The organism is Microbacterium yannicii (assembly GCF_024055635.1).
Classification (GTDB): Bacteria; Actinomycetota; Actinomycetes; order Actinomycetales; family Microbacteriaceae; genus Microbacterium; species Microbacterium yannicii.
Map to the genome: position 1 here is coordinate 43,867 of NZ_JAMXMB010000008.1, position 23,816 is coordinate 67,682.

22 protein-coding genes are annotated in these 23,816 nt (G+C 70.2%); 4 read left to right on the forward strand and 18 right to left on the reverse strand.

Features of this window, described 5'->3' with window-relative positions:
- Positions 1 to 14: 14 nt before the first annotated feature.
- The 7 genes from NCG93_RS03290 to NCG93_RS03320 form a co-directional block, all read right to left on the reverse strand.
- Positions 15 to 890: a shikimate dehydrogenase gene (locus NCG93_RS03290; protein WP_308212095.1), complete on the reverse strand. Its 876-nt coding sequence runs from the start codon at positions 888 to 890 to the stop codon at positions 15 to 17.
- Complete coding sequence (gene mltG, locus NCG93_RS03295; protein WP_194415424.1) at positions 860 to 2,578, reverse strand: endolytic transglycosylase MltG; 1,719 nt, start codon at positions 2,576 to 2,578, stop codon at positions 860 to 862. Before mltG ends, NCG93_RS03290 begins: the two co-directional genes overlap by 31 nt.
- Positions 2,578 to 3,045 (reverse strand): Holliday junction resolvase RuvX, encoded by a 468-nt coding sequence (gene ruvX, locus NCG93_RS03300; protein WP_194415423.1) that lies wholly within the window; start codon positions 3,043 to 3,045, stop codon positions 2,578 to 2,580. Before ruvX ends, mltG begins: the two co-directional genes overlap by 1 nt.
- 13 nt (positions 3,046 to 3,058) lie before the next feature.
- Positions 3,059 to 5,716: an alanine--tRNA ligase gene (gene alaS, locus NCG93_RS03305; protein ID WP_194415422.1), complete on the reverse strand. Its 2,658-nt coding sequence runs from the start codon at positions 5,714 to 5,716 to the stop codon at positions 3,059 to 3,061.
- Positions 5,717 to 5,807: 91 nt separating this feature from the next.
- A complete protein-coding gene (locus NCG93_RS03310; protein WP_194415421.1) occupies positions 5,808 to 6,104 on the reverse strand; it encodes an ATPase in 297 nt (98 codons plus the stop codon).
- A gap of 170 nt (positions 6,105 to 6,274) precedes the next feature.
- Positions 6,275 to 6,904: a 30S ribosomal protein S4 gene (rpsD, locus tag NCG93_RS03315; RefSeq protein ID WP_194415420.1), complete on the reverse strand. Its 630-nt coding sequence runs from the start codon at positions 6,902 to 6,904 to the stop codon at positions 6,275 to 6,277.
- Positions 6,905 to 7,097: 193 nt separating this feature from the next.
- Positions 7,098 to 8,414, reverse strand: coding sequence for a replication-associated recombination protein A (locus NCG93_RS03320; protein WP_206687932.1), 1,317 nt, complete (start codon positions 8,412 to 8,414; stop codon positions 7,098 to 7,100).
- 171 nt (positions 8,415 to 8,585) lie between these two features.
- On the opposite strand from NCG93_RS03320, the gene NCG93_RS03325 reads away from it, so the two are divergent.
- From NCG93_RS03325 to NCG93_RS03335, 3 genes are all read left to right on the forward strand, one after another.
- Complete coding sequence (locus NCG93_RS03325) at positions 8,586 to 8,894, forward strand: dioxygenase (protein ID WP_194415418.1); 309 nt, start codon at positions 8,586 to 8,588, stop codon at positions 8,892 to 8,894.
- A gap of 110 nt (positions 8,895 to 9,004) precedes the next feature.
- Positions 9,005 to 10,795, forward strand: coding sequence for a DUF349 domain-containing protein (locus NCG93_RS03330; RefSeq protein WP_308212096.1), 1,791 nt, complete (start codon positions 9,005 to 9,007; stop codon positions 10,793 to 10,795).
- A 100-nt stretch (positions 10,796 to 10,895) separates the two neighbouring features.
- Positions 10,896 to 11,462, forward strand: coding sequence for a type IV toxin-antitoxin system AbiEi family antitoxin (locus tag NCG93_RS03335; RefSeq protein ID WP_194415417.1), 567 nt, complete (start codon positions 10,896 to 10,898; stop codon positions 11,460 to 11,462).
- Here the strand turns inward: NCG93_RS03335 and NCG93_RS03340 are convergent.
- From NCG93_RS03340 to pdxS, 11 genes are all read right to left on the reverse strand, one after another.
- The gene (locus NCG93_RS03340) at positions 11,432 to 13,681 is read right to left on the reverse strand and encodes a RelA/SpoT family protein (RefSeq protein WP_194415416.1); all 2,250 of its coding nucleotides are present in this window, start codon (positions 13,679 to 13,681) and stop codon (positions 11,432 to 11,434) included. The genes NCG93_RS03335 and NCG93_RS03340 overlap by 31 nt on opposite strands.
- Positions 13,682 to 13,735: 54 nt before the next feature.
- Positions 13,736 to 14,728, reverse strand: a complete 993-nt coding sequence (gene secF / locus NCG93_RS03345; RefSeq protein WP_194415415.1) for a protein translocase subunit SecF — start codon at positions 14,726 to 14,728, stop codon at positions 13,736 to 13,738.
- A complete protein-coding gene (gene secD, locus NCG93_RS03350; protein WP_194415414.1) occupies positions 14,728 to 16,452 on the reverse strand; it encodes a protein translocase subunit SecD in 1,725 nt (574 codons plus the stop codon). The genes secF and secD overlap by 1 nt, the downstream gene beginning before the upstream one ends.
- Positions 16,453 to 16,495: 43 nt before the next feature.
- Complete coding sequence (locus NCG93_RS03355) at positions 16,496 to 16,957, reverse strand: preprotein translocase subunit YajC (RefSeq protein WP_194415413.1); 462 nt, start codon at positions 16,955 to 16,957, stop codon at positions 16,496 to 16,498.
- An 84-nt stretch (positions 16,958 to 17,041) separates the two neighbouring features.
- Positions 17,042 to 18,067, reverse strand: a complete 1,026-nt coding sequence (gene ruvB, locus NCG93_RS03360) for a Holliday junction branch migration DNA helicase RuvB (protein ID WP_194415412.1) — start codon at positions 18,065 to 18,067, stop codon at positions 17,042 to 17,044.
- Positions 18,060 to 18,686: a Holliday junction branch migration protein RuvA gene (gene ruvA, locus NCG93_RS03365; protein ID WP_194415411.1), complete on the reverse strand. Its 627-nt coding sequence runs from the start codon at positions 18,684 to 18,686 to the stop codon at positions 18,060 to 18,062. Before ruvA ends, ruvB begins: the two co-directional genes overlap by 8 nt.
- A gap of 77 nt (positions 18,687 to 18,763) precedes the next feature.
- Positions 18,764 to 19,342, reverse strand: a complete 579-nt coding sequence (ruvC, locus tag NCG93_RS03370) for a crossover junction endodeoxyribonuclease RuvC (RefSeq protein ID WP_194415410.1) — start codon at positions 19,340 to 19,342, stop codon at positions 18,764 to 18,766.
- Positions 19,343 to 19,407: 65 nt separating this feature from the next.
- Positions 19,408 to 20,169 (reverse strand): YebC/PmpR family DNA-binding transcriptional regulator, encoded by a 762-nt coding sequence (locus tag NCG93_RS03375; protein ID WP_194415409.1) that lies wholly within the window; start codon positions 20,167 to 20,169, stop codon positions 19,408 to 19,410.
- A 126-nt stretch (positions 20,170 to 20,295) separates the two neighbouring features.
- The gene (locus NCG93_RS03380) at positions 20,296 to 20,817 is read right to left on the reverse strand and encodes a hypothetical protein (protein ID WP_194415408.1); all 522 of its coding nucleotides are present in this window, start codon (positions 20,815 to 20,817) and stop codon (positions 20,296 to 20,298) included.
- 37 nt (positions 20,818 to 20,854) lie between these two features.
- Positions 20,855 to 21,460 carry a pyridoxal 5'-phosphate synthase glutaminase subunit PdxT gene (gene pdxT / locus NCG93_RS03385; RefSeq protein ID WP_194416049.1) on the reverse strand — a complete coding sequence of 202 codons (606 nt, stop codon included), beginning with the start codon at positions 21,458 to 21,460 and terminating at the stop codon, positions 20,855 to 20,857.
- Entirely contained in the window at positions 21,454 to 22,341 is an 888-nt protein-coding gene (gene pdxS / locus NCG93_RS03390) for a pyridoxal 5'-phosphate synthase lyase subunit PdxS (protein WP_194415407.1), read from the reverse strand. The genes pdxT and pdxS overlap by 7 nt, the downstream gene beginning before the upstream one ends.
- Before the next feature lie 128 nt (positions 22,342 to 22,469).
- On the opposite strand from pdxS, the gene NCG93_RS03395 reads away from it, so the two are divergent.
- Positions 22,470 to 23,813 (forward strand): aminotransferase class I/II-fold pyridoxal phosphate-dependent enzyme, encoded by a 1,344-nt coding sequence (locus NCG93_RS03395; protein ID WP_194415406.1) that lies wholly within the window; start codon positions 22,470 to 22,472, stop codon positions 23,811 to 23,813.
- Positions 23,814 to 23,816 lie beyond the last annotated feature (3 nt).

Genomic DNA, 23,816 nt, shown 5'->3' on the forward strand with positions numbered 1-23,816 from the left:
GCCCCGGCTCGCCGTTACGCCGTCGTGGGCTCCTCGAGCACCCGGCGCATCGCCTGGAGCGACTCGACCTCGTTCGCGAGCGGCGCGTCCGGATCGCCGTGGCGGAAGATCCGCACCTGCAGCAGAGCCTGGTGCAGCAGCATTCCGAGTCCCGACCGCGCGGGGTTCCCGGCACGCCCCCACGCAGCCGACAGCACGGTCGGCCAGTGTCCGTAGACGACATCGAGCAGCAGTCCGCCGGAGCGCGCCAGCGCGTCGGCCGCGGCATCCGTCACCGGTGCCTCGCCCGGCAGCGTCGCGATGGTGAGGTCCACGGCGGAGTGGTGGGATGCTGCGAACGATGCGGCGGTCACCTCGATGCCCAGTCGGCCACCGAGCTCGGCGAGCGGCGTCACCGCCTCGGGCCGGCGCGCGACCACGTCGATCTCGCGCACTCCGAGCTCGCACAGGGCGACGAGCGCGGAGGTCGCCGTCGCGCCGGCGCCGACGATGCGGGCGCGCTCGACGTCGGTGATGCCGTCGTCCGCGAGAGAGCGCACGATGCCGCCCACGTCGGTGTTGAAGCCGTACGGCCCCGTCGGGGCGAGCAGCAGCGTGTTGACAGCGCCGGTCAGCTCGGCGCGGCGGTCCCGGTGGGCGGCCGCGGTGAAGGCGACGCTCTTCAGCGGCATCGTGAGCGAGAGGCCGCGCCAGCTGTCGTCCAGCTCGGCGAACTCCCCCGGGAACGACGCCTCGTCGACGCGGCGGAGGCCGTACGACCAGTCCAGGCCGAGCACGGCGTACGCCGCGGCGTGCAGCTGGGGCGAGCGGCTGTGCGCGATGGGATCGCCCCAGACCTCCAGACGCGTCGCGTGCGGGCTCAGCACCCCGAGTCCGGGTGTTCGGAGCACCACTGCTGCCACTGGTCCACGTACTTCAGGTGCTCGCTGTAGGTGCTCGTGAACTGCGTCTCACCGGTGTCGAGGTTGACCGTCACGAAGTACAGCCATGGCCCGTCGGCGGGATGCATGGCGGCGTCGATCGCCACGTCGCCGGGATTCGAGATGGGACCGACGGGCAGCCCCGTGTGGAAGTACGTGTTCCACGGGTTCGGGTCGTTCAATGCCTCTTCGGACGAGCTGACCGTGCCGTCGTGCATCTCGCCGAAGCCGTACTGCGCGGTCGAGTCCATCTGCAGCTTGCCGAACGTCTCCTGGTTGCCGGGTTCGAGGCGGTTGAGGATCACTCGCGACACCTTCTGCATGTCGGCCTCGAAGCGGGCCTCGCGCTGGATGATCGAGGCGATGGTCAGGATCCTCTGACGCTGGTCGGCGGGGACGCCCGCCGCGTCGAGCGACTGGATCGTGCGGTCGACAAGGGTCTTGATCGCCGACTGTGCGGTCACGCTGGGATCGAAGGTGTATGTGGCCGGGAACAGCCAGCCCTCGAGCGGCTGCCCACCTGCTGCGACGACGGCCGGGTCGGCCGGAACACCGTACTGGGTCGAGTCGGCGGCGGCGGCCTGCAGGTCGGCGAGCGGGATGCCGGTGCCCTCGGAGATGCGCTGCAGGGTACCGTCGAGGGTGAACCCCTCGGGGATCTGCGCCGTGAACTCCTGTCTGTTCGCCGGCTCCATGAGGGCGGCGAGGGCTGCCTCGGACGTCATCTGCTTCTGCAGCTTGTAGACGCCCGGCTGGAAGGTGGGGTTCTGGCCGGTCTCGATCAGGTAGTCGTAGAACGCATCCGGCGTCTTGATCACGCCGGCGTCGTAGAGCGCCTGCGAGATCGGCTGCCCGGTGAACCCTGATTCGATCGTGATCGTGGTCTCGCCGTTGGCCAGGCCCGCTTCGTAGTCCTTGGGCTCTTCCCAGCCCATGACCTCGCGGATCTTGTCCTCGTACGTGTTCCACACGTAGTACGCGCCGCCGGCGATGCCGCCGAGGATCAGCAGCACGACGCCGAGCGCGATCCATCCGCCGATGCGGCGGCGCTTCTTGTTCTTCGGTGGCACGTATCCGATGTCGTCCGTGGAGGTGGAGCCCTCGAACAGCTGGTCGAGCGTGGCCGTGGTCGGACGCTCGGAGGTCTGCGTGGGCTCCTCGCCGGACAGCGTCGCGGTGCGCGTCGCCGCCGCGGAGACCGTCGTGGTCGCCGCATTGCGACTGTAGGGCATCGCGGGCATGGTGTCGCCCGAGAAGAGCCACGGGTCGTTCTCGGGGGTGGACTCGATGTCAGGGCGGGACGGACGCGGCGTGCGCAGCGGCACAGGCTGGAAGCCGCTGCCCGGTGTATCGGCGGCGGGAGTGTCCACAGCGGGCGTGGGGACCGCGGCGGGCGGCGGGACTGCGGCGGCGGGCGGCGCGGTGGGTGGCGCGGCTGCGGGCGGCACGGTGGGACCGCTCCCGACGACCGGCGTGGCGCCGGTGATCAGGGATTCCCACGTGGCCGCCGCCTGCGGGGCCGGTGCGGCCGACGTGCGGTCCGGTGCGGCTCCCGACTGGGTCGGCGTCTCCCCCGTCGCGGCTCGCCGGGCGGCCGCTTCGCGCGCGGCGCGGCGCGACGACGGAACGGCGTCGCCGTCAGGCGATGAGTCGGGCATCAGGCGGGCTCCTGGGGGACGGGGGTTCCGGGAGGTCGTCCGGTGCTCTTCTCGACGTCGAGCGCTTGCTGGAGCAGGACGACCGCGGCGACCTGGTCAACGATGCTACGCGAAGAACGCTGGGATCTGCCCGAACTGCGCAGTGCCGCGTGTGCGGAGACGGTCGACAGGCGCTCGTCGACGAGGCGCACGGGAAGAGCGGATGCCGCAGCCAGCGCCGCCGCGAAGTCGCGGGCGTCCTGCGTGGAGGCGGTGTCCTCACCGCGCAGGTTCATCGGCAGGCCCACGAGCAGTTCGACGGCCGAATACTCCTCGGCGAGGGCGGTGATCCGCGCGACGGAGTCGTCGTTGCGCGGCACCGTCTCGACCGGCGTCGCCAGCAGACCGTCGGGATCGCACGTCGCGACACCCACCCGCGCCTTGCCGACGTCGATACCGAGGCGTCTGCCCCGCCTGAACCCGCTCACCGGCGCCCGCCGTTCACGCGCCGAGTGCGTCCTTCACAGCGGTCAGCGCCGCGGGCAGGGCCGCGGCATCCGTTCCACCGCCCTGCGCGACGTCGTCGCGTCCGCCGCCGCCGCCGCCCAGGACGCCGGCCGCGCTCTTGGCGAGCACGCCCGCCTTGGCGCCGGCAGTCCGTGCCGCGTCGTTGGTGGCGACGATCACAACGGGCCGCTCGTTGACCACGGCGCCGAGCGCGACGACGGCGGCGTCGGAGCCGAGACGCTCGCGCACCTGCAGGGCGAGGGAGCGGACATCGTCGGCGGAGGCCGCCGTGCCGAGCGATTCGGCGACGACGAGCGTCTCGCCCACGCGGATCGCGGCCCCCGCCAGGGCGGGCAGACGATCGCCGAGCGCCTTGGTCTCGAACGCCGCGATCTTCTTCTCCGCGGCCTTGAGGTTGGCCTGCAGCTCGGCGATGCGCGCGGGCAGCTGATCGCGCGGCGCCTTCAGCGACGTGGTGAGCTGCGACACGATGGCGCGCTCGGCCGCCAGTGAGCGGAAGGCATCGAGGCCGACGAGCGCCTCGACCCGTCGGTTGGCGGCGCCGACCGACGACTCGCCGAGCAGGCTGATGAGTCCGATCTCGGCGCTCGTCGAAACATGCGTGCCCGCGCAGAGCTCGCGCGACCAGGGTCCGCCGATGTCGACCATGCGCACCGTGTCGCCGTACTTCTCGCCGAACAGCGCCATCGCACCCAGCGACTTCGCCTCGTCGAGCGGCAGCACCCGCGTGGTGACCTCGAGGTTGTCACGCACGGCGTTGTTGGCGATCTCTTCGATCTCGGTCTTCGTGGCGTCGGACAGCGCCTGACCCCAGGAGAAGTCGAAGCGCATGTAGCCGGCGCGGTTCAGCGAACCCGCCTGCGTCGCGGTCTTGCCCAGCGTGTCGCGGAGCGCCGCGTGCACGAGATGGGTCGCGGAGTGGGCCTGGCGCGCCGCACGGCGGTTCGCGGCATCCACCACCGTCGTCGCGGGCTGACCCACGCCGACCTCGCCGGTCGACACCTCGACGGTGTGGCTGATCAGGCCTGGAACCGGCTTCTGCACATCGAGGACCTCGAGCTCATAGCCGGGTCCGACGATGACGCCCTTGTCGGCGACCTGGCCGCCGGACTCCGCGTACAGCGCGGTCTCGGCCAGGATCACCTCGGCGATCTGGCCGACGCTCGCGCGGTCGACCGAGACGCCGTCGACGAGGATGCCGAGCACCTGCGACTCCGCCTCGAGGTCGGTGTAGCCCGTGAAGACGGTCTCGCCCTGCGCCCGCAGGTCGCGGTACACGCTGGTGTCGGCGAGCTGGCGCTTGCGGGCGCGGGCATCCGCCTTGGCACGGGCGCGCTGCTCCTGCATGAGGCCGTCGAACGCCGCACGGTCGACGCTGAGGCCGGCCTCCTCGGCGATCTCGAGCGTCAGGTCGATCGGGAAGCCGTAGGTGTCGTGGAGCAGGAACGCCTCGGACCCGGTGAGGGTGGTGCCGCCGGTCGCCTTCGTCTCGGCGAGGGACTCATCGAGGAGCGACTCCCCCGCCGCGAGCGTGCGGAGGAACGTCGCCTCTTCGGCCAGGGCGTACTGCGAGATGCGCGCCCAGTCGGTCTCGACGACCGGGTACGCGTCCTTCATGGCGTCACGGGACGCCTCGAACAGCACGCTGAACGTGGGCCCGTCGACGCCCAGCAGGCGCATGGAGCGGATCACTCGGCGCATCAGGCGGCGCAGGATGTAGCCGCGGCCGTCGTTCGCCGGCGTGACACCGTCGGACATCAGCATGAGCGACGAGCGGACGTGGTCGGCCACCACGCGGAACCGGACGTCGTCGTCGTGGTTCGCGCCGTAGGTGCGACCCGACAGCTCGACCGCCTTGTCGAGCACCGGGCGCACCTGGTCGGTCTCGTACATGTTGTCGACGCCCTGCTTGATGAACGCGATGCGCTCCAGGCCCATGCCGGTGTCGATGTTCTTGTTCGGCAGCTCCCCGACGATGTCGAAGTCGTACTTCGAACGCACGTTGGTGATCTCGTACTGCATGAACACGAGGTTCCAGATCTCCACGTAGCGGTCGTCGTCGGTGGCGGGACCGCCGTCGATGCCGTACTCCGGACCGCGGTCGAAGAAGATCTCCGAGCACGGCCCGGCCGGCCCGGGCAGGCCGGTGCTCCAGTAGTTGGTGTCCTTGCCGAGGCGCTGGATGCGCTCCTCGGGCAGATCGGTGAGCTTCAGCCAGAGATCGTGCGCCTCGTCGTCCTCTTCGTAGACGGTGACCCACAGATCCTTCTGGTCGAACCCGAGCCCGCCGTCGGCCTCGGGGCTCGTCAGCAGATCCCAGGCGTAGCGGATGGCCCCTTCCTTGAAGTAGTCGCCGAACGACCAGTTGCCGAGCATCTGGAAGAAGGTGCCGTGACGCGGCGTCTTGCCGACCTCTTCGATGTCGTTGGTGCGGATGCACTTCTGGTTGTCGGCCGCGCGCGCGTACGGCGCGGGCACGTCGCCCGAGAGGTACGGGATGAACGGCACCATGCCGGCCACCGTGAACAGCAGGGCCGGGTCGTCGGTCACCAGCGATGCCGAGGGGACGATGGTGTGGCCGTTCTTCTCGAAGTAATCGAGGAAGCGCTGTGCGATCTCGGCGGTCTTCATTCGGGTCCTTGCGTGTGCGTGCGAATGCGTGCGTGTCGTGGGGTATCCGGCGACCGGTGCCGAGGCACGGACGCCGAGAAGATGTGGCGGATCAGTCGGCGAGCTTGTCGGCGGCGCTCTGGACGGCGCCCGCCGCGCTGTCGACGACATCGGATGCCGCGGTCCGGGCTGACCCCACGGCGTCGGCGGCGGCATCCCGCACGTCGTCGACCAGGCCCGAGAACCGCGCTTCCTGCTCGCGGTAGGCGTCGCCCATGCGGTCGGTGAACTCCGTGATGCGGGCATCGACGTCGGCCAGGATCTCGTGACCGCGCGGGTCCTTGTCGACCAGGTGCGCGAGCACGAACCCGCCGGCGATGCCGAACAGGAACCACAGGAGGTTCTTCATGTCACCACTTCCTCGCGGGCCGCCGGGGCGCGGCATCCCCCCATCGTATGCCGAAACGACGATGCCGATGCCGATGCAGACGGACGTGCCCGCCGACGACGAAGGGCGCCGGGGTGAACCCCGACGCCCTTCTGCTTCGGTCGTTGAGCGAGCGAAGCGAGACGAAACGCTTAGCGCGCCGCGTAGTACTCGACGACGAGCTGGACTTCGCAGACCACGGGGACCTCGGCGCGCTTCGGGCGACGCACGAGACGGGCCTGGAGCTTGTCGAGCTCGACCTCGAGGTAGCCGGGAACGGGCGGCAGGACCTCGGCGTGACCGCCGAGCGCTGCGACCTGGAAGGGCTCGATGCCCTCGCTCTTGGCCTTGACGTGGATGAGCTGACCCGGCTTCACGCGGAACGACGGGCGGTCGACGAGCTGGCCGTCCACGAGGATGTGGCGGTGCACGACGAGCTGGCGGGCCTGCGCGGTGGTGCGGGCGAAGCCGGCACGCAGCACGAGCGCGTCGAGGCGCATCTCGAGGAGCTCGACGAGGTTCTCACCCGTCAGGCCCTGGGTGCGACGGGCCTCGTTGAACGTGTTGCGCATCTGCTTCTCGCGGATGCCGTACTGCTCGCGCAGACGCTGCTTCTCGCGGAGGCGGACGGCGTAGTCGCTGTCCTGCTTGCGCTTGGTGCGGCCGTGCTCACCCGGCGCGTAGGGGCGCTTCTCGAGGTACTTGGCTGCCTTGGGGGTCAGCGCGACGCCGAGGGCGCGGGAGAGGCGGACCTTGCGGCGGTCCTGGGACTTCGTTGCCACGAAGTGTTCCTTTCGATGACGCTGCCGTGTCTTTCACGGCTCGCGGACGTATCGCCCTGTCTTCGCCCTGTCCGGACTGCACGCCGGGGCATGCCGGAAGGTCGGTCAAGAAGAGAGGGGATGCCCGAAAACTGCGTTTCGAGCCCCTCAAGCTTACCAGATCGGCGGGAGGCCCCTCACGACGCCGCCGTCGTCATCGTTCGCCGTCGAGGATCCGGCGGATCTTCTCGAGGCGCGCCTGCACGTCGCGCTCCGCACCGAGCGCCTTCGGTTCGTAGTATCGGCGGCCCACGAGCTCGTCGGGCAGGTACTGCTGCACCGCGATGCCGATCTCGGCGTCGTGCGGATACACGTACCCCTTGCCGTGACCGAGGCGCTTGGCACCCGGGTAGTGCGCATCCCGCAGATGCACCGGCACGCGACCGAAGCCGCCCGAGCGCACATCCGCGATCGCGGCGTTGATGGCCAGGTAGGCCGCGTTGGACTTGGCGGTCGTCGCCAGATAAGCCGTCGCCTCGGCGAGCGGGATGCGGCCCTCCGGCATGCCGATGAACTGCACCGCGTCGGCGGCTGCGACGGCCATCGGCAGCGCATGAGGATCGGCGAGACCGATGTCTTCAGCGGCCGAGATGATCAGGCGCCGGGCGATGAAGCGGGGGTCCTCCCCCGCCTCGATCATGCGCGCGAGGTAGTGAATCGCGGCATCGACGTCCGAGCCGCGGATGGACTTGATGAAGGCGCTGATGACGTCGTAGTGCTCGTCGCCCTGACGGTCGTACCGCAGGAGCGCCCGGTCGACGGCCTGGGCGACGTGCTCGGGCGAGATCTCTGGGACACCCGCGGCATCCTCGTCCCCGTCCTGGTCTTCGTCGGTCTCAGCCTCCTCGGGCACGGCGAGCGACGCCGCGGCCTCGAGGGCGGTCAGCGCACGGCGGGCGTCACCCGAGGCAAGGCGCACGAGCGCGTCGCGGGCCTCGTCGCTGATCGCCACGGCGCCCGAGAGCCCTCGCGGGTCGGCGACCGCGCGATCCAGCAGCATGCGGAGGTCGTCGTCGGTCAGCGGCTTGAGCGTGAGCAGCAGCGAACGCGACAGCAGCGGCGAGATGATCGAGAACGACGGGTTCTCGGTGGTCGCGGCGATGAGCACCACCCAGCCGTTCTCGACACCGGGGAGCAGAGCGTCCTGCTGAGCCTTCGTGAAGCGGTGGATCTCGTCGAGGAACAGGATCGTGGACTGCCCGTACAGGTCGCGCTGGGTGAGTGCCTCCTGCATGACCTCGCGCACGTCGCGCACGCCCGCCGTGACGGCCGACAGCTCGACGAAGCGCCGGCCGGAGGAGCGGGCGATGGCCTGTGCCAGCGTGGTCTTGCCGGTGCCCGGCGGACCCCACAGGATCACCGACGTCGCCGCGCGGGCTGCGGCATCCGGATTGGCCAGCGTCACGAGCGGCGAGCCGGCGCGGAGCAGGTGCGACTGGCCGGCGACCTCGTCGAGCGACGTCGGACGCATGCGCACCGCCAGGGGCGTCAGCCCCTGGAAGAGCGCGGTCGGACTCGTCACCTCACCAGGCTATCCCGCGCTCACGACACGGGATCGGCCGGGGTTTTGATCGCCGCCGCGCGGGCCCGTAGGATCAACCCGCCCGGGTGAGCCTGCGGGCGTACCGAACGAGGAGGTCACGTGGCGACCGGTGGTAAGGACCGCGACTCGCGGGCTGCGCGGGAGCGCACGCGTCTGTACGAAGCGCGACGCCAGTTCCACGATGGCCAGGAGCGCCGCCGCACGCGCGACAACCTCATCGCGGGCATCGTCGGCGGTGTGCTGATCCTTGGCCTCATCGGCGCGCAGACGGTGTACTTCGTCGCCGGCCCCGGTGCCCCCGTGCCGTCCCCCTCCTCGACGCCGACCCCGACCCCGACGGTGCCGAACCCGACGCCGTCGTCGACCGTGACGCCGGAACCCGGCGTGACTCCCACCCCCACCCCCTGACGTCCCGCGGTCTGGGCCGCAACGGCATCGGAGACACGGCACCCGCCGTACTAGGCTGTGAGCCGTCCTACTCCCTACAGACGGCGCGAGCCGCGATGAGGTGCATTTCCGTGACTGCCGCAGCAGATTTCCAGCCCGAGACCGACGCCGAGAACCCCGCGACCGACGAGACCGAGACTCCGGCCGTCGACGACGTCTCGCCCACAGCGGATGCCGTGGAGGATGCCGAGGCCTCGGCCGACGGTCAGGCCGAACCTGTGACCGCGTCTGCCGCAGAGGCCGCCGCCGACGAGGGATCGGACGATGTCCCGACGGAGGCCGCCGTGGAGGGCCCGGAGGCTGACGCCGTCGAGCCTGTCGAGGCCGTCGCCGTGGAGCCTGCAGAGGCTGACACTGCGGAGCCCGTAGATGCTGACACCGCCGAGCCTGTCGAGGCCGACGCCGCGGAGCCTGCAGAGGCCGACGCCGCGGAGCCTGCAGAGGCCGACGCCGCGGAGCCTGCAGGGGCCGACGCCGCGGAGCCTGCAGAAGTTGCAGCCGCGGAGCCGGCAAAGGCAGCTGCACCGACCCCGCCCGTGCCGACGCCCGCCGCGCCTTCCCCGGCTGCGCCGCGGCCGCGCCCGGTGCCGAAGCCGGCTGCGGCGAAGCCCGCCGTCGCGGAACCCGCTGCATCGTCGGGCGAGCCCTGGGGTCGTGTCGACGACGACGGCACCGTCTCGGTCCGCGAGGCCGGCGGATGGCGCGTGGTCGGCCAGTACCCGGACGGCTCCCCCGAGGAGGCCCTCGCGTACTTCGAGCGCAAGTACGCCGACCTGGCGAGCGAGGTCACGCTTCTGGAGGTGCGCCACCGCCGTGGCGGCGCGTCGGTCGCCGACCTCCGCGCGACCGCGCGCACGATCAACGGCAAGCTCGAGGATGCCGCGGCTGTCGGCGACCTCGCCGGCCTCGTCGCCCGTGTCGCCGCATTGACGACCACGCTCGCCGCCGAGTCCGAGACCGAGGCCGTGGCCGCGCGGGAGGCCGTCGACGACGCGGTCAAGGCGCGCACGGAGCTCGTCGAGAAGGCCGAGGCGCTGGCCGCCCGCGATCCGCGCACGGTGCAGTGGAAGCAGGCGACCTCCGAGCTCAACACGCTGTTCGACGAGTGGCAGTCGCAGCAGCAGAACGGCCCGCGTCTGCCGAAGTCCACCGCCCAGCAGCTCTGGAAGCGATTCCGCGACGCGCGAGCGATCGTCGACAAGCACCGCCGGGCGTTCTACGCCGAGCTCGACGAGGCGCACAAGGGCGTTCGCGATCGCAAGACGCGCCTGGTCGAGCGGGCCGAGGCCCTCGCGCCCAAGGGCGAGGACGGCATCCCGGCCTACCGCGACCTGCTCGATGAATGGAAGACGGCCGGTCGGGCCGGCAAGAAGGTCGACGACGCACTGTGGGCCCGGTTCAAGGCCGCCGGGGACGCCCTGTACGGCGCACGGATCGAGCGCGAGACGGCAGACCTCGAAGCCTCGCGCGAGAAGGTCGAGCTCAAGCGCGCACTGCTCGACGAAGCGAAGGCCGTCGCCGACGAACGCGACATCGCCAAGGCGCGTGCCATCCTGACCGGCGTGCAACGGCGCTGGGACGAGGTCGGCCGGATCTTCCCCCGCGACACGGAGCGTGCGCTGGACGACGAGCTGCGTCGGATCGAGAACGGCCTGCGCTCTCGCGAGGAAGCCGACTGGAAGCGGAACGACCCCGCACAGAAGGCGCGCGCGAACGACATGACGCGTCAGCTGACGGACGCCATCCGCAAGCTCGAGGACGAACTGGAGGCCGCCCAGAAGTCGGGCGACAAGCGGGCGATCGCCGACGCCACCGACGCGCTCGAGGCGCGCCGCACCTGGCTGAAGGCGCTCGGCGGCTGACCCGTCGCCACGGGCCGTCGCCACGGGCCCGTCCCCGGGTTGTCCACAGGACGCCGGACGCGGCATCCGTCGCCCTCACCCGGTGCGGCAGACTGCGGACGTGGGATCCCCCTTCCTGTACTTCGCGGATGAGCGGCTCTCGAGCGCCGAGCTGACCGCGGCCTGCCTCGACGGGCATCTCGTGTCGCTCGGCGACGCCTACATGCCCGCCGACGCGGTCGAGACTCCGGCGCTGCGTGCCGGCTCGCTGGCGCGGACGCTCGGGGACACGCTGGCGGCGACGCATCTGTCGGCGGCGTGGATCCACGGCGGCCTGCCGGTGCCGCCGGCGCGCCACACGGTGCAGCGCGCGGTGGCGCGTCGCCTCCACGTCGTTCCGCACCGTCAATTGGTCTACCGCGACCTCGCTGTGGCGGGCGAAGACCTGCAGCTGCTCGGAGGGGTGCTGGTCACCAGCCCCGAGCGCACCCTCGCCGACCTCGCCCGAGTCGGCGACGATGATCACGTGCGCGCCGCGCGCCTGCTGGCCGGCGCGGACCCGGATGCCGCGCATCGCGCGATCGCGCGGCTGGAGGCGGGTGTGCTCCCCCACAAGCGGGTGGCGCTGGCGTGCCTGCGCGCGATCGTCGCCGCGCTTCAGGACGACGTGACGCGGTACACGTCGTAGACGGCGTCGATGCGCCGCACGGCGTTCAGCACACGATCGAGGTGGACGATGTCGCCCATCTCGAACACGAAGCGGCTCAGGGCCAGTCGGTCGTTCGAGGTCGAGACCGTCGCCGAGAGGATGTTGACGTGATGCTCGCTGAGCACACGCGTCACGTCGCTCAGCAGGCCGGAGCGGTCGAGCGCCTCGACCTGGATCTGCACGAGGAACACGCTCTTGGTCGTCGGGGCCCACTCGACCTCGATGATGCGCTGCGGGTCCTCCATCAGCGCGGCGACGTTCGTGCAGTCGGTGCGGTGCACCGAGACCCCGCTGCCGCGGGTCACGAAGCCGACGACCTCGTCACCGGGCACGGGGGTGCAGCACTTGGCGAGCTTGACGAGGATGTCGGGGGCACCGCGCACCAGGACCCCCGAGTCGCCGCCCCGCGGCGCGCGGGTGCGTCCGACGACGGGCAGGTCGATGGGACCGGTGGTGGTGTCGTTGGCCGCGACCAGCGCCGTGACCTTCTCGATGACCGACTGCGTCGAGACATGGCCTTCGCCGACGGCGGCGTAGAGCGCTGACACGTCTTCGTAGCGGAGCAGGTGCGCCACCTCGGTGAACGAGTCCTGGCTCATCAGGCGCTGCAGCGGCAGGTTCTGGCGGCGCATCGCGCGGGCGATGGACTCCTTGCCCTGCTCGATGGCCTCCTCGCGGCGCTCCTTCGTGAACCAGCCGCGGATCTTGTTGCGCGCGCGGGTGCTCCGTACGAAGCCCAGCCAGTCCTGGCTCGGGCCGGCGTCGGGGTTCTTCGAGGTGAACACCTCGACGACGTCGCCGCTCTTGAGCTCGGACTCCAGCGGCACGAGTCGGCCGTTGACCTTCGCGCCCATCGTGCGGTGACCCACCTCGGTGTGGACCGCGTACGCGAAGTCGACCGGGGTCGCACCCGCCGGAAGCCCGATCACGCGACCCTTCGGCGTGAAGACATAGACCTCCTTGGCGCCGATCTCGAAGCGCAGCGAATCGAGGAACTCGCCGGGGTCGGCCGTCTCTGCCTGCCAGTCGGAGATGTGGGCGAGCCAGGCCATGTCGGTGTCGAGCGACTTGGAGTCCGGCTTGGCGCCGTTCATCTGCTCTTTGTACTTCCAGTGGGCCGCGACGCCGTACTCCGCCTGCTGGTGCATCTCGTGCGTGCGGATCTGGATCTCGACAGTGCGCCCACCGGGGCCGATGACCGTCGTATGCAGCGACTGGTAGAGGTTGAACTTCGGTGTCGCGATGTAGTCCTTGAAGCGCCCCGGGAGCGGCGTCCAGCGGGCGTGGATCGCGCCGAGGACCGCGTAGCAGTCGCGCACGCTGCCGACGAGCACGCGGATGCCGATGAGGTCGTAGATGTCGTCGAACTCGCGCCCGCGGACCACCATCTTCTGGTAGACGGAGTACAGCTGCTTGGGACGGCCCATCACGCGGCCGCGGATGCGCAGCTCGCGGAGGTCGCTGTCCACCGCGTCGATGACGTTCTGCACGTACTGCTCGCGCTGCGGTGTGCGCTGCTTGACGAGGCTGTCGATCTCGGCGTACAGCTTCGGATGCAGCACCGCGAACGAGAGGTCCTCGAGCTCGGACTTGATCGCCTGGATACCGAGCCGGTGCGCCAGCGGCGCATAGATCTCGAGTGTCTCGGTCGCCTTCTTGCGGGCCTTCTCCGGCGGCACGAAGCCCCAGGTGCGGGCGTTGTGCAGTCGGTCGGCCAGTTTGATGAGCAGGACGCGGATGTCGCGCGACATCGCGACGATCATCTTGCGGACGGTCTCGGCCTGGGCGCTCTCGCCGTACTTGACCTTGTCGAGTTTCGTGACGCCGTCGACGAGCATCGCGACCTCGTCGCCGAACTCGCTCGTGAGCATCTCGAGCGAGTAGTCGGTGTCCTCCACCGTGTCGTGAAGGAGTGCCGCCGCGATCGCGCGCGGGCCGAGTCCCAGATCCGCGAGGATCTGAGCCACGGCGAGGGGGTGCGTGATGTACGGCTCGCCGCTCTGGCGCGCCTGCCCGGAGTGGGCGTTCTCGGCGACCGAGTACGCGCGCTCGACGATCGACAGATCGCCCTTCGGGTGGTGCGTGCGCACCGTCCGCAGCAGCTGCTGGACGTCGTCCCTGCGCGCCGAGCGCGAGAAGATCCGCGGCACCAGACGCCGCAGCGACGAGGACTGGGCGGGGGGAACGGTCTCGGTCATTCGATCCCCTCCCCTCCGCCAGACCTCCCAATCCTACGCCCGGGCGGCGAGGCCTCAGGCCGGCGTGCCCGCCAGCTCACGTGCGGCCACGACACGCGTGTCGCGGGTCCTGATGGCCGGCTCGTTCTCACGCAGCAGCGAGTACAGCGGCGCGGCGACGAAGATGGTGGAGTACGCGGCCACGATCGTTCCCACGAAGATCGACAGCGACAGGTCGGTGAGGGTCTGCGCACCCGCCCAGATGAGGCCGATGAACAGGATCGCCCCCGTGGGCAGGATCGCCACGATCGTCGTGTTGATCGAGCGCACGAGCGTCTGGTTGACCGCGAGGTTCACGGACTCGCCGAACGTGCGTCCGGAGACCTCGCCGTCCTCGCTGGTGTTCTCTCTGATCTTGTCGAAGACCACCGTCGTGTCGTACAGCGCGTACGAAAGGATCGTCAGGAAGCCGATCACGGCGGCCGGCGAGATCTCGAAGCCGAACAGCGCGTACACGCCGATCGTGATGACGAGCACGTCGACCAGGCCGATGATGGCCGAGACCGACATCTTCCACGTGCGGAAGTACAGCGCGAGGATGATGAATGTCAGCGCGAGGAAGATCGCCAGGCCCCAGAGCGACTGACGGGTGACGTCGGCGCCCCAGCTCGGGCCGATGAACGCGTAGCTGACTTCGCTCTCGGGCACGTCGTAGGCCTCGGCGAGGGCCGCCGAGATCTCCCGGCTCTCGGCATCCGTCACCTGATCCGTCTGGACCCGCACCGCGTCGTCACCGATCGTGACGACCTTCGTCGTCGCATCGGGGACGACGCCGATGACGGCATCGGTCGCGAGCGACTGATCGACGGGCGATGCCACGCCGCTCACCGTGAACTGGGATCCGCCGGTGAACTCGATCGAGAACTGGATGGGGCGGAACAGCGGCACGAGGGCCGAGCCGACGACGAGGATCGCGGCGATGAGGAACCACAGCCGACGGCGCCCGACGAAGGGGAACGAGGTCTTGCCGGTATAGAGGTCGTTGCCGAGCTGGCTCATGGAGCGCATCAGTCGTCTCCCTCCTTGGCGGTCGTACCGGGTTTCGCGTTGTCGGCGGCGGCCAGTTCGGCCTGCTTCCGCTCGGCGATCGTCTGGCGGCGGACGGCTTCGGCGCGCGACTTCGTGTTGCGTCGACCCGCCGCGCCGGTGGCGAGCACGGGCTCCCGGAACTGGGCGCGGCCGCGGTAGACCGCTCCGAGCGCCGTCGGGTCGAGTCCGGACAGCGGATGCCCCGACCCGAAGAACCGCGTGCGTGCCAGCAGCTGCAGCACCGGATGCGTGAACAGGATGAAGATCAGGACGTCGATCGCGGTCGTCAGGCCGAGCGTGAACGCGAAGCCCTTCACCGTCGAGTCGGCCAGGATGTACAGCACGACCGCGGCGAGGATGTTGATCGACTTCGAGATGTAGATCGTCCGCTTGGCGCGACCCCAGCCGTCCTCGACGGCCGCGGTGATCGACTTGCCATCACGCAGCTCGTCTCGGATGCGCTCGAAGTACACGATGAACGAGTCGGCGGTGAAGCCGATCGTGACGATCAGACCCGCGACGCCGGCGAGGGACAGTCGGAAGCCCATGCGCCAGGCGAGGATGCACAGCGTGACGTATGTCAGCACCGCCATCACCGCCAGCGACGCGATGATGATGAAGCCCAGCGCCCGGTACACGATCAGCGAGTAGATCGCGACGAGCAGCAGACCGATCAGACCGGCGATGAGGCCGATCTGGAGCTGCTGGGAACCGAGGGTCGCGGAGATCGAGTTGGAGCTTTCGACCGTGAAGCTCAGCGGCAGCGCGCCGTACTTCAGCTGGTCGGCGAGCACCTTCGCGCTCTCCTGCGTGAAGCTGCCGGTGATGCTCGGCTTGCCGTCGAGGATCACGCCGTTCATCGACGGCGCCGACAGGACGTAGCCGTCGAGCACGAACGCGAACTGGTTGAGCGGCGCCTGCGCGCCGTACAGGCGCTGGCTGATCTCGCCGAACGTCTTCGTGCCGTCGGCGTCGAACGAGAGGTTGACTGCCCACTGGTTGTTGTTCTGCTGCAGGCCGAAGGTGGCGTCGTCGATCGACGAGCCGTCGAGCTCGACCGGGCCGAGGATGTACTTGACGGTGCCGTCGGCGTCGCACGTGATCAGCGGCTGGTCCGCCGGGGCGTTCGCGGGGTCGTTCGCGGGGTCCGCACAGTCGTAGGCGGCGAACTGCGCCTGCAGAGCCGGCGTGATCCACGCGGTGTCGCTGCCGTTGGTCGGCGAGGTCGTCGGCGTCGCCTGGAGCGAGGGGTCGGGAGTCGGGTACGGCGTGGCATTGCCGTCATCGCCCACGAACGTGTTCGCCGGCTCGCCGGCGTAGAGCACCGCGCGCAGCTGAAGCTGTGCGGACGCCTCGATGCGGTTGCGGGTCTCCTCGTCGGCCTGTCCGGGGATCTGGACGACGATCTGGTTGCCCGACTGCGTCGTCACCTCGGCCTCGCCGACACCGGAGGCGTCGACGCGCTGACGGATGATCGTGACGGCCTGCTGCATCTGCTCAGGAGTCGGGTCGGCACCGTCCTCGGTCTGCGCCTCGAGCACGATCTGCGTGCCGCCCTGCAGGTCGAGCGCCAGCGCGGGCGTCCAGGAGCTCTGGCCGAACACATACACGCCGAGCGCGTTGATGCCGAACAGGATCGCGGTGATCGCGAGAAGTCCGGTCAGCGCGCGCCATGCATGCCGGACGGGAGTGGATGTCGCCACGTCTTTGCTTTCTTGAGAGCCCGAACGGGCGAACGGACGTGCTTCAGCCCTGCGACTTGGTGCCGGGCTCGGCGTCGGGGTCGACCTTGTCCTTGCCGCCGGCGGCGCTCTGGTCATCGCTGATCGAAGTGATGTCGCCGTTCGCGACGCCCTCGGCGTACTCTGCGTGGCTCTCCTCGGCGGCGAGGTACTCGTCCTCCGTGACCGTGCCGACCTCCGGCGTCACCACGCGCAGGATGGCCTGGCTGTGCACCTTGATCTGCACGCCGGGCGCCAGCTCGACGATGGCCGGCTGATCGAGGTTCTCGGCGTCGTACGAGACGATCGTTCCGTAGAGACCACCCTGCAGAAGCACCTCGGAGCCCGGGACCGTCTGGCGCGCCTTCTGCTCCTGCTCCGCCTTCTGCTTCTGCATGCGGCGGCGGGAGCTCCAGAACATGAAGACGAGGAGCACGACCAGCAGGATGATGAGGCCGTAGTTGCTCAGGAACGTAGCGAAGTCCATGGGAGCTGGAAGCACCTTTCGGAGGAGGCAGCCGCCGAGGGCGGCGATGCCTTGCAGGCGGGGGTGGGCGGGAGCCTCCAGCGATTATAGGTCATCGAATCCCAGCACAGAGTCGGCGGCCGGCACCCCCATGTGGGCGTAGGCCTCGGGCATCGCGATCCGCCCACGCGGGGTGCGTCCCATGAAGCCGATGCGCACGAGGTACGGCTCGACGACGGACTCGATCGTGTCCGCCTCCTCCCCGACCGCGACCGACAGCGTGCCGAGGCCCACCGGCCCGCCGCGGAAACGGCGCACCAGGGCGTCGAGCACGGCCCGGTCGAGCCGGTCGAGCCCGATCCGGTCCACGTCGTACAGGTCCAGGGCAGCGTCCACTGCCGCGATGTCGGCACCGGTCCGGCCATGCACCACGAGGTAGTCGCGCACCCGGCGCAGCAGGCGATTCGCGATGCGCGGCGTGCCGCGTGAGCGCCGTGCGATCTCGGCGCGCGCAGCAGGGGGCAGGGTGACGCCGATCATGGCCGCGGACCGTTCGATGACCCGCTCGAGCTCTTCGGGCTCGTAATACTCGAGGTGGGCCGTGAAGCCGAAGCGGTCGCGCAGCGGGTTGGGGAGGAGTCCCGACCTCGTCGTCGCGCCGACGAGCGTGAACGGGGCGAGGTCCAGCGGGATGCTCGTCGCGCCGGCTCCCTTGCCGACCATGATGTCGATGCGGAAGTCTTCCATCGCGAGGTACAGCATCTCCTCCGCGGAGCGCGCCATGCGGTGCACCTCGTCGATGAAGAGCACCTCGCCGGGTGTGAGGCTCGACAGCAGCGCGGCGAGATCGCCCGCGTGCTGGATGGCCGGACCGCTCGACAGGCGAAGGGGGCGACCGCTCTCGTACGCGACGATCATCGCGAGCGTCGTCTTGCCGAGCCCCGGAGGACCGGAGAGCAGGATGTGGTCGGCCGGACGCTGCTGGATGCGCGCCGCGTCGAGCAGCAGCTGCATCTGGCCGCGCACCTTCTGCTGTCCGACGAACTCGGCCAGCGAGGAGGGGCGCAGCGCGCCCTCGATGGCGAGCTCGGTCTCGTCGACGGGCTCACCGGCTTCGCGCACGTCAACCACTCACGGGCTCCTTCCGTGCCGGTCCCAGGGCGGCGAGGGTGCGGCGCAGCAGCGCCGGCACCGACGATCGATCCGGGTCCGGCGCGTCCGCCGCGACGGCGTCGACGGCCTCGATCGCGACACGCTCGGACCAGCCGAGTCCGACCAGCGCCTGCACGACCTGTGCCGGGATCGCCGCGGCGGTCGCGGCATCCGTCCCGCCCGTCATGGCGGGCCGTGTCACCGCGATCTTGCCCGCGAGCTGCAGCACGATGAGCTTGGCGGTCTTGGGACCGATGCCGGAGACGCGGCGGAACGGCGCATCGTCGTCGGCCGCCACGGCGTCGCCGATCTGCGGCACCGTCAGCGTCGCGAGCACCCCCAGTGCGGATTTCGGTCCGACGCCGGTGACGCCCAGCAGCAGGCCGAACACCGTCAGTTCTTCCCGGGTCTCGAAGCCGAACAGCGACAGCGCGTCTTCGCGGACGATGAGCGAGGTGTGAAGGGTCACGACGTCTCCGAGGTGCGTGCTGCGCGCGACCTGCGGCGTCACGGCCACATGGAGGCCGACGCCCCCGACCTCGACGACGACCGCATCCGCATCGACGTGCACGGCGGTGCCGCGGACTGAGGAGATCATGGCTCGAGCCTACGATGCGGTTCGGACGTTTGTTCGAGCGACACGCAGCCGGCGGCCGCCACCGCCGCGGCGCAGATTCACCGGCGCGAGAGGCGCTCCGCGTCGGCCCAGGCCCGCTGCGCGGGAGTCAGCGGGCCGGAGGCGGCGCCGGTGACGGGCGCCCCGCGCCACGCGTGGCAGAGCGCCAGCGCGAGGGCGTCCGCGGCGTCGGCAGGCTGCGGCAGCTCCGCCAGCCGCAGCACGCGGGCGACCATGGTCTGCACCTGCCGCTTGTCGGCGTTGCCGTAGCCGGTGATCGCGGCCTTCACCTCCGACGGGGTGTGCGTGGCGGCGGCGATGCCGCGCTCCCCTGCGACGAGCAGGGCGATGCCGCTGGCCTGGGCGGTGCCCATCACGCTGGTGCGGTTGTGCTGCGCGAACACACGCTCCACCGCGACCACATCAGGGTCATGTGCGTCGAGAACCGCGCGGAGTCCTGCGGCGATCAGCGCCAAGCGCTCCTCGATGGGAGATCCGGGATCGGAGCGCACCACTCCCACATGCACGAGGGTCGCGGAACGGTCGGGGGCGACGTCGACGACGCCCACGCCGCAGCGCGTCAGACCAGGGTCGATCCCCAGGACACGCAGCAGACCGCGGGAGGTTCCGGATGGCACTCCCCCACGCTAGGCGAGGAGAACGGATGCCGCGGCCAGGCGCGCCTGCCCGCGGCATCCGAGACTCACTCGTCGTCGTTCTCGAGCTCGGCCTGCACCTCGGCGGTGAGGTCGAAGTTGCTGTAGACGTTCTGGACGTCGTCGCTGTCTTCGAGCGCGTCGATCAGACGGAAGACCTTGCGGGCGGTGTCGGCGTCGACCTCGACCTTGAGGTTGGGGACGAACTCGACGTCGGCGGACTCGTAGTCGATGCCGGCGTCCTGCAGGGCCGTCCGCACGGTCACCAGATCCGCTGCCTCGGTGATGACCTCGAAGCCCTGCGCGTGCGGCTCGATCTCTTCGGCGCCGGCCTCGAGCACGGCCAGCATGACGTCGTCCTCGGTGGTGGTCTCGCCGCCCACGACGATGACGCCCTTGCGGGTGAAGTTGTACGCGACGCTGCCGGGATCCGCCAGCGTGCCCCCGTTGCGGGTGAGAGCCGTACGGACCTCGGCCGCGGCGCGGTTCTTGTTGTCGGTCAGACACTCGATCATCAGCGCGACGCCGTGGGGACCGTAGCCCTCGTACGTGATGGAGGAGTACTCCACCGACTCGCCGCCGATGCCCGCACCGCGCTTGATGGCACGATCGATGTTGTCCTTCGGGACCGAGGTCTTCTTCGCCTTCAGCACCGCGTCGAACAGGGTCGGGTTGCCCTGGAGGTCGGGGCCGCCCAGCTTGGCCGCCACCTCGATGTTCTTGATGAGCTTGGCCCACGACTTCGCACGGCGGGAGTCGATGACCGCCTTCTTGTGCTTGGTCGTTGCCCACTTGGAATGCCCGGACATGGTCCTCCTGTATTCACGCTCGTCGGCGGGTCACGTCGGTCCGCGCCCTGGCGCACGAGCACCGCCGACGAACAATTCTATTCCCCGTGCCACATCGGTTCACGATGCGCTGCGCGGAGCGGGCTCCTAGAGGGCGAACTCGAAGCCGAATCGCGAAGACAGCAGCGCGACCAGATCCCTGGGCACCTTCGTGAGGTAGGCCGGGGCTGGTGTCAGCCTCTCGGCGGAGCCGATGAACGGGAAGTAGATGGGCCCTTCTGTCAGCTGCTCCACCCGGTCTCGCACGGCCACGATCTCGCCGCCGACCCGTCGGAGGCTCGGCAGCGTGATCGGCGACGCCAGGCGCAGTGTGTCGCTGATCGGCATCCGCCAGTGCGGCAGGTCGTCGCCGCGACGGGCCCGGGTCTCCTCGCCGAGCGGGCCCAGCACGCGCCCCCAGGCGGCAATGCCGGGGATGGGGAGCGTCCGGTCCCAGACGAAGAGGGTGTCGCCCGGCTGGGTGAATCCGACGAGCTCGTGCGACCATTCGAACCGTCGCTCCTCCCCCGCCTTCGGAGCCGACAGCGCATCGCCGAACACGCCGCGGGACGGGGCGATCATCCAGTAGCGCTCCTCCGGGAGCTCGCGCCACCAGTCGTTGATCGTCATGAGTCAGAATCTACCCCGCCGTGTCGGCGTGGCACGCTCAGCGACTGCGGTCGCGCACCATGTCGAGGAACAGCGCGTGGAAGCGGTTCTCGCCGGTCATCTCGGGATGGAAGGAGGTGCCGAGGAGGGCGCCCTGGCGCACCGCGACGATCCGGCCGTCCTCGAGCACGGCGAGGCGCTCGACGCCGTCGCCGGTCTCCTCGACGAGCGGGGCTCGGATGAACACCGCGTGGACGGGCGGTTCACCGAGGGCGGGCACATCGAGGTCGACCTCGAAAGAGTCCACCTGGCTGCCGAAGGCGTTCCGGCGCACCGTGACGTCCAGGCCGCCGAAGGTCTGCTGACCCGCGATGCCGTCGGTGATGCGGTCGGCGAGGAGGATGAGGCCGGCGCAGGTGCCGTAGACCGGCATGCCGGCGGCGATCGCCTCACGAACCGGCTCCCGCATCCCGAAGGCGCGCGAGAGCTTGTCGATGACGCTCGACTCGCCGCCGGGGAGCACGAGACCGTCGATCGCGGCGAGCTCCGCCGGGCGGCGCACCGCCGTCACCTCGGCGCCGAGGTCCGTGAGCACGCGCACGTGCTCACGGACATCGCCCTGCAGTGCGAGGACGCCGACGCGCGGAGCCGGTGCGGTCACCAGCCGCGCTCGGCGAGCCGGTGCGGGGCGGGGAGGTCGGACACGTTGATGCCCACCATCGCCTCGCCGAGCCCGCGCGACACCTCGGCGATGACCTTCGCGTCGTCGTAGAAGGTCGTGGCCTTCACGATGGCCGCCGCGCGCTGGGCGGGGTTGCCCGACTTGAAGATGCCCGAGCCGACGAAGACGCCGTCGGCGCCCATCTGCATCATCATCGCGGCGTCGGCCGGCGTGGCGACGCCGCCCGCGACGAACAGCACGACCGGCAGCTTGCCGGTCTCGGCGATCTCCGCGACCAGGTCATAGGGCGCCTGCAGCTCCTTGGCGGCGACGTACAGCTCGTCCTTCGACATCGAGCGCAGCACGTTGATCTCGCTCGTGATCTTGCGGATGTGCTTGGTCGCCTCCGACACGTCGCCGGTGCCCGCCTCGCCCTTCGAGCGGATCATCGCGGCACCCTCGTTGATGCGCCGCAGCGCCTCGCCCAGGTTGGTCGCACCGCACACGAACGGCACGGTGAAGTTCCACTTGTCGATGTGGTTCACGTAGTCCGCGGGCGAGAGAACCTCGGACTCGTCGATGTAGTCGACGCCCAGCTCCTGCAGGACCTGCGCCTCGACGAAGTGCCCGATGCGGGCCTTGGCCATGACGGGGATCGAGACCGCCTCGATGATCCCATCGATCATGTCGGGATCGCTCATGCGCGAGACGCCGCCCTGGGCGCGGATGTCGGCCGGCACGCGCTCGAGGGCCATGACGGCGACGGCGCCCGCGTCCTCGGCGATCTTCGCCTGGTCGACGGTGACGACGTCCATGATGACGCCGCCCTTGAGCATCTCGGCCAGGCCGCGCTTGACGCGGTCGGTTCCCGTGTCGGTGGTCACGAGCTTTCCCTTCGATCGGAGGCGCCGGAGCGCAAGTATCAGGACAATGCGGGTATTGACCTAGGCCAAAAGATAGCATGGGGGCGCTCGCCGATCGGCGGGCACCGGACGATCAGCAGGGGCGGCACATGACCCTCGACATCAGCGGGCGATCCGCGTCCGAGATCGCCGACAGCGTGCGCGCGGGCATCGAGCGCGGCGACCTGCTCCCCGGCGACCCGCTGCCGCCCGTCCGGTCTCTCGCCGATGATCTCGGCGTGAATCGCAACACGGTCGTCGCCGCGTACCGGCAGCTGACACAGGCGGGCGTGATCGTCACGCGCGGGCGCGGCGGCACGCGTGTGGCCGACCCCTCGCCTGTCGCCCAGGAGGGGTTCGCCGCAGGCAGCGTGCTCCGCGACGTCGGCACCGGCAACCCGGACCCCGAGCTCATCCCCGACCTCTCCCCTGCCCTTGCCCGGATGGCCGGCCGCCCCGTGCTCTACGGCGAGCCCGTGATCGACCCCGGTCTCGAGCGCTGGGCGCAGGAGTGGATGCGCGACGGCCTTCCGTCGGCCGCCCAGCTGCGCCTGACCATCACGAGCGGTGCGGCGGATGCCGTCGAGCGGCTGCTCGCCCAAGCGCTCACGCGCGACGACGCGGTGGCCCTCGAGGATCCCTGCTTCCTCACCAGCATCCATACCGTGCGCATCGGCGGGTATCGCGCCGTCCCGGTGCCGGTGGATGCCGAAGGGATGACGCCCACCGGACTGCGCGCCGCCCTCGATCAGGGCGTGCGGGCAGTCATCCTCACTCCGCGCGCGCAGAACCCGACCGGGGCGAGCCTGTCGGCTCGCCGTGCCGAGGAGTTGCGCGAGGTGCTCCGCGACCACCCCTACGTCCTGGTGATCGAGGACGACCACTTCTCGCTGCTGTCGCAGCAGCCCTTCCACTCCGTCATCGCACCCGGGCATCGGCGGTGGGCGCTGGTGAGGTCGGTGTCGAAGTTCCTCGGACCCGACATGTGCCTCGCCGTGACGGCATCCGATCCCGAGACAGCCGAGCGGCTCGCCATGCGGCTCACCCCCGGAACGACGTGGGTGAGTCACCTGCTGCAGCGGCTGACGCTGGCATTGCTGACGGATGCCGCGACCCTTGCCGCGATCGAGCGGGCTGGTGCGCACTACGCGGCGCGCAACGCGGCATTCGTCGAGCGCCTCACCGCCGCCGGCCTGCCCGCGGACACGGGCGACGGACTGAACCTCTGGATCCCGCTGCCGGTGCCCGCACGAGCCGTCGCGGAGCAGCTCATGCGAAGGGGGTGGCTGGCACGGCCGGGTGACGAGTTCGTGCTCGGCGCGGACGACGCCTCGCCCCGGCTGCGCCTCACGGTGCACGACCTCGACGACGACGACGCAGAGCGGCTCGCCGCCGACGTGGCGGCCGCCGTCCGTGCTGCCGGTGGGCGGCTCGTCACGCGAGAAGTGGCATGATCG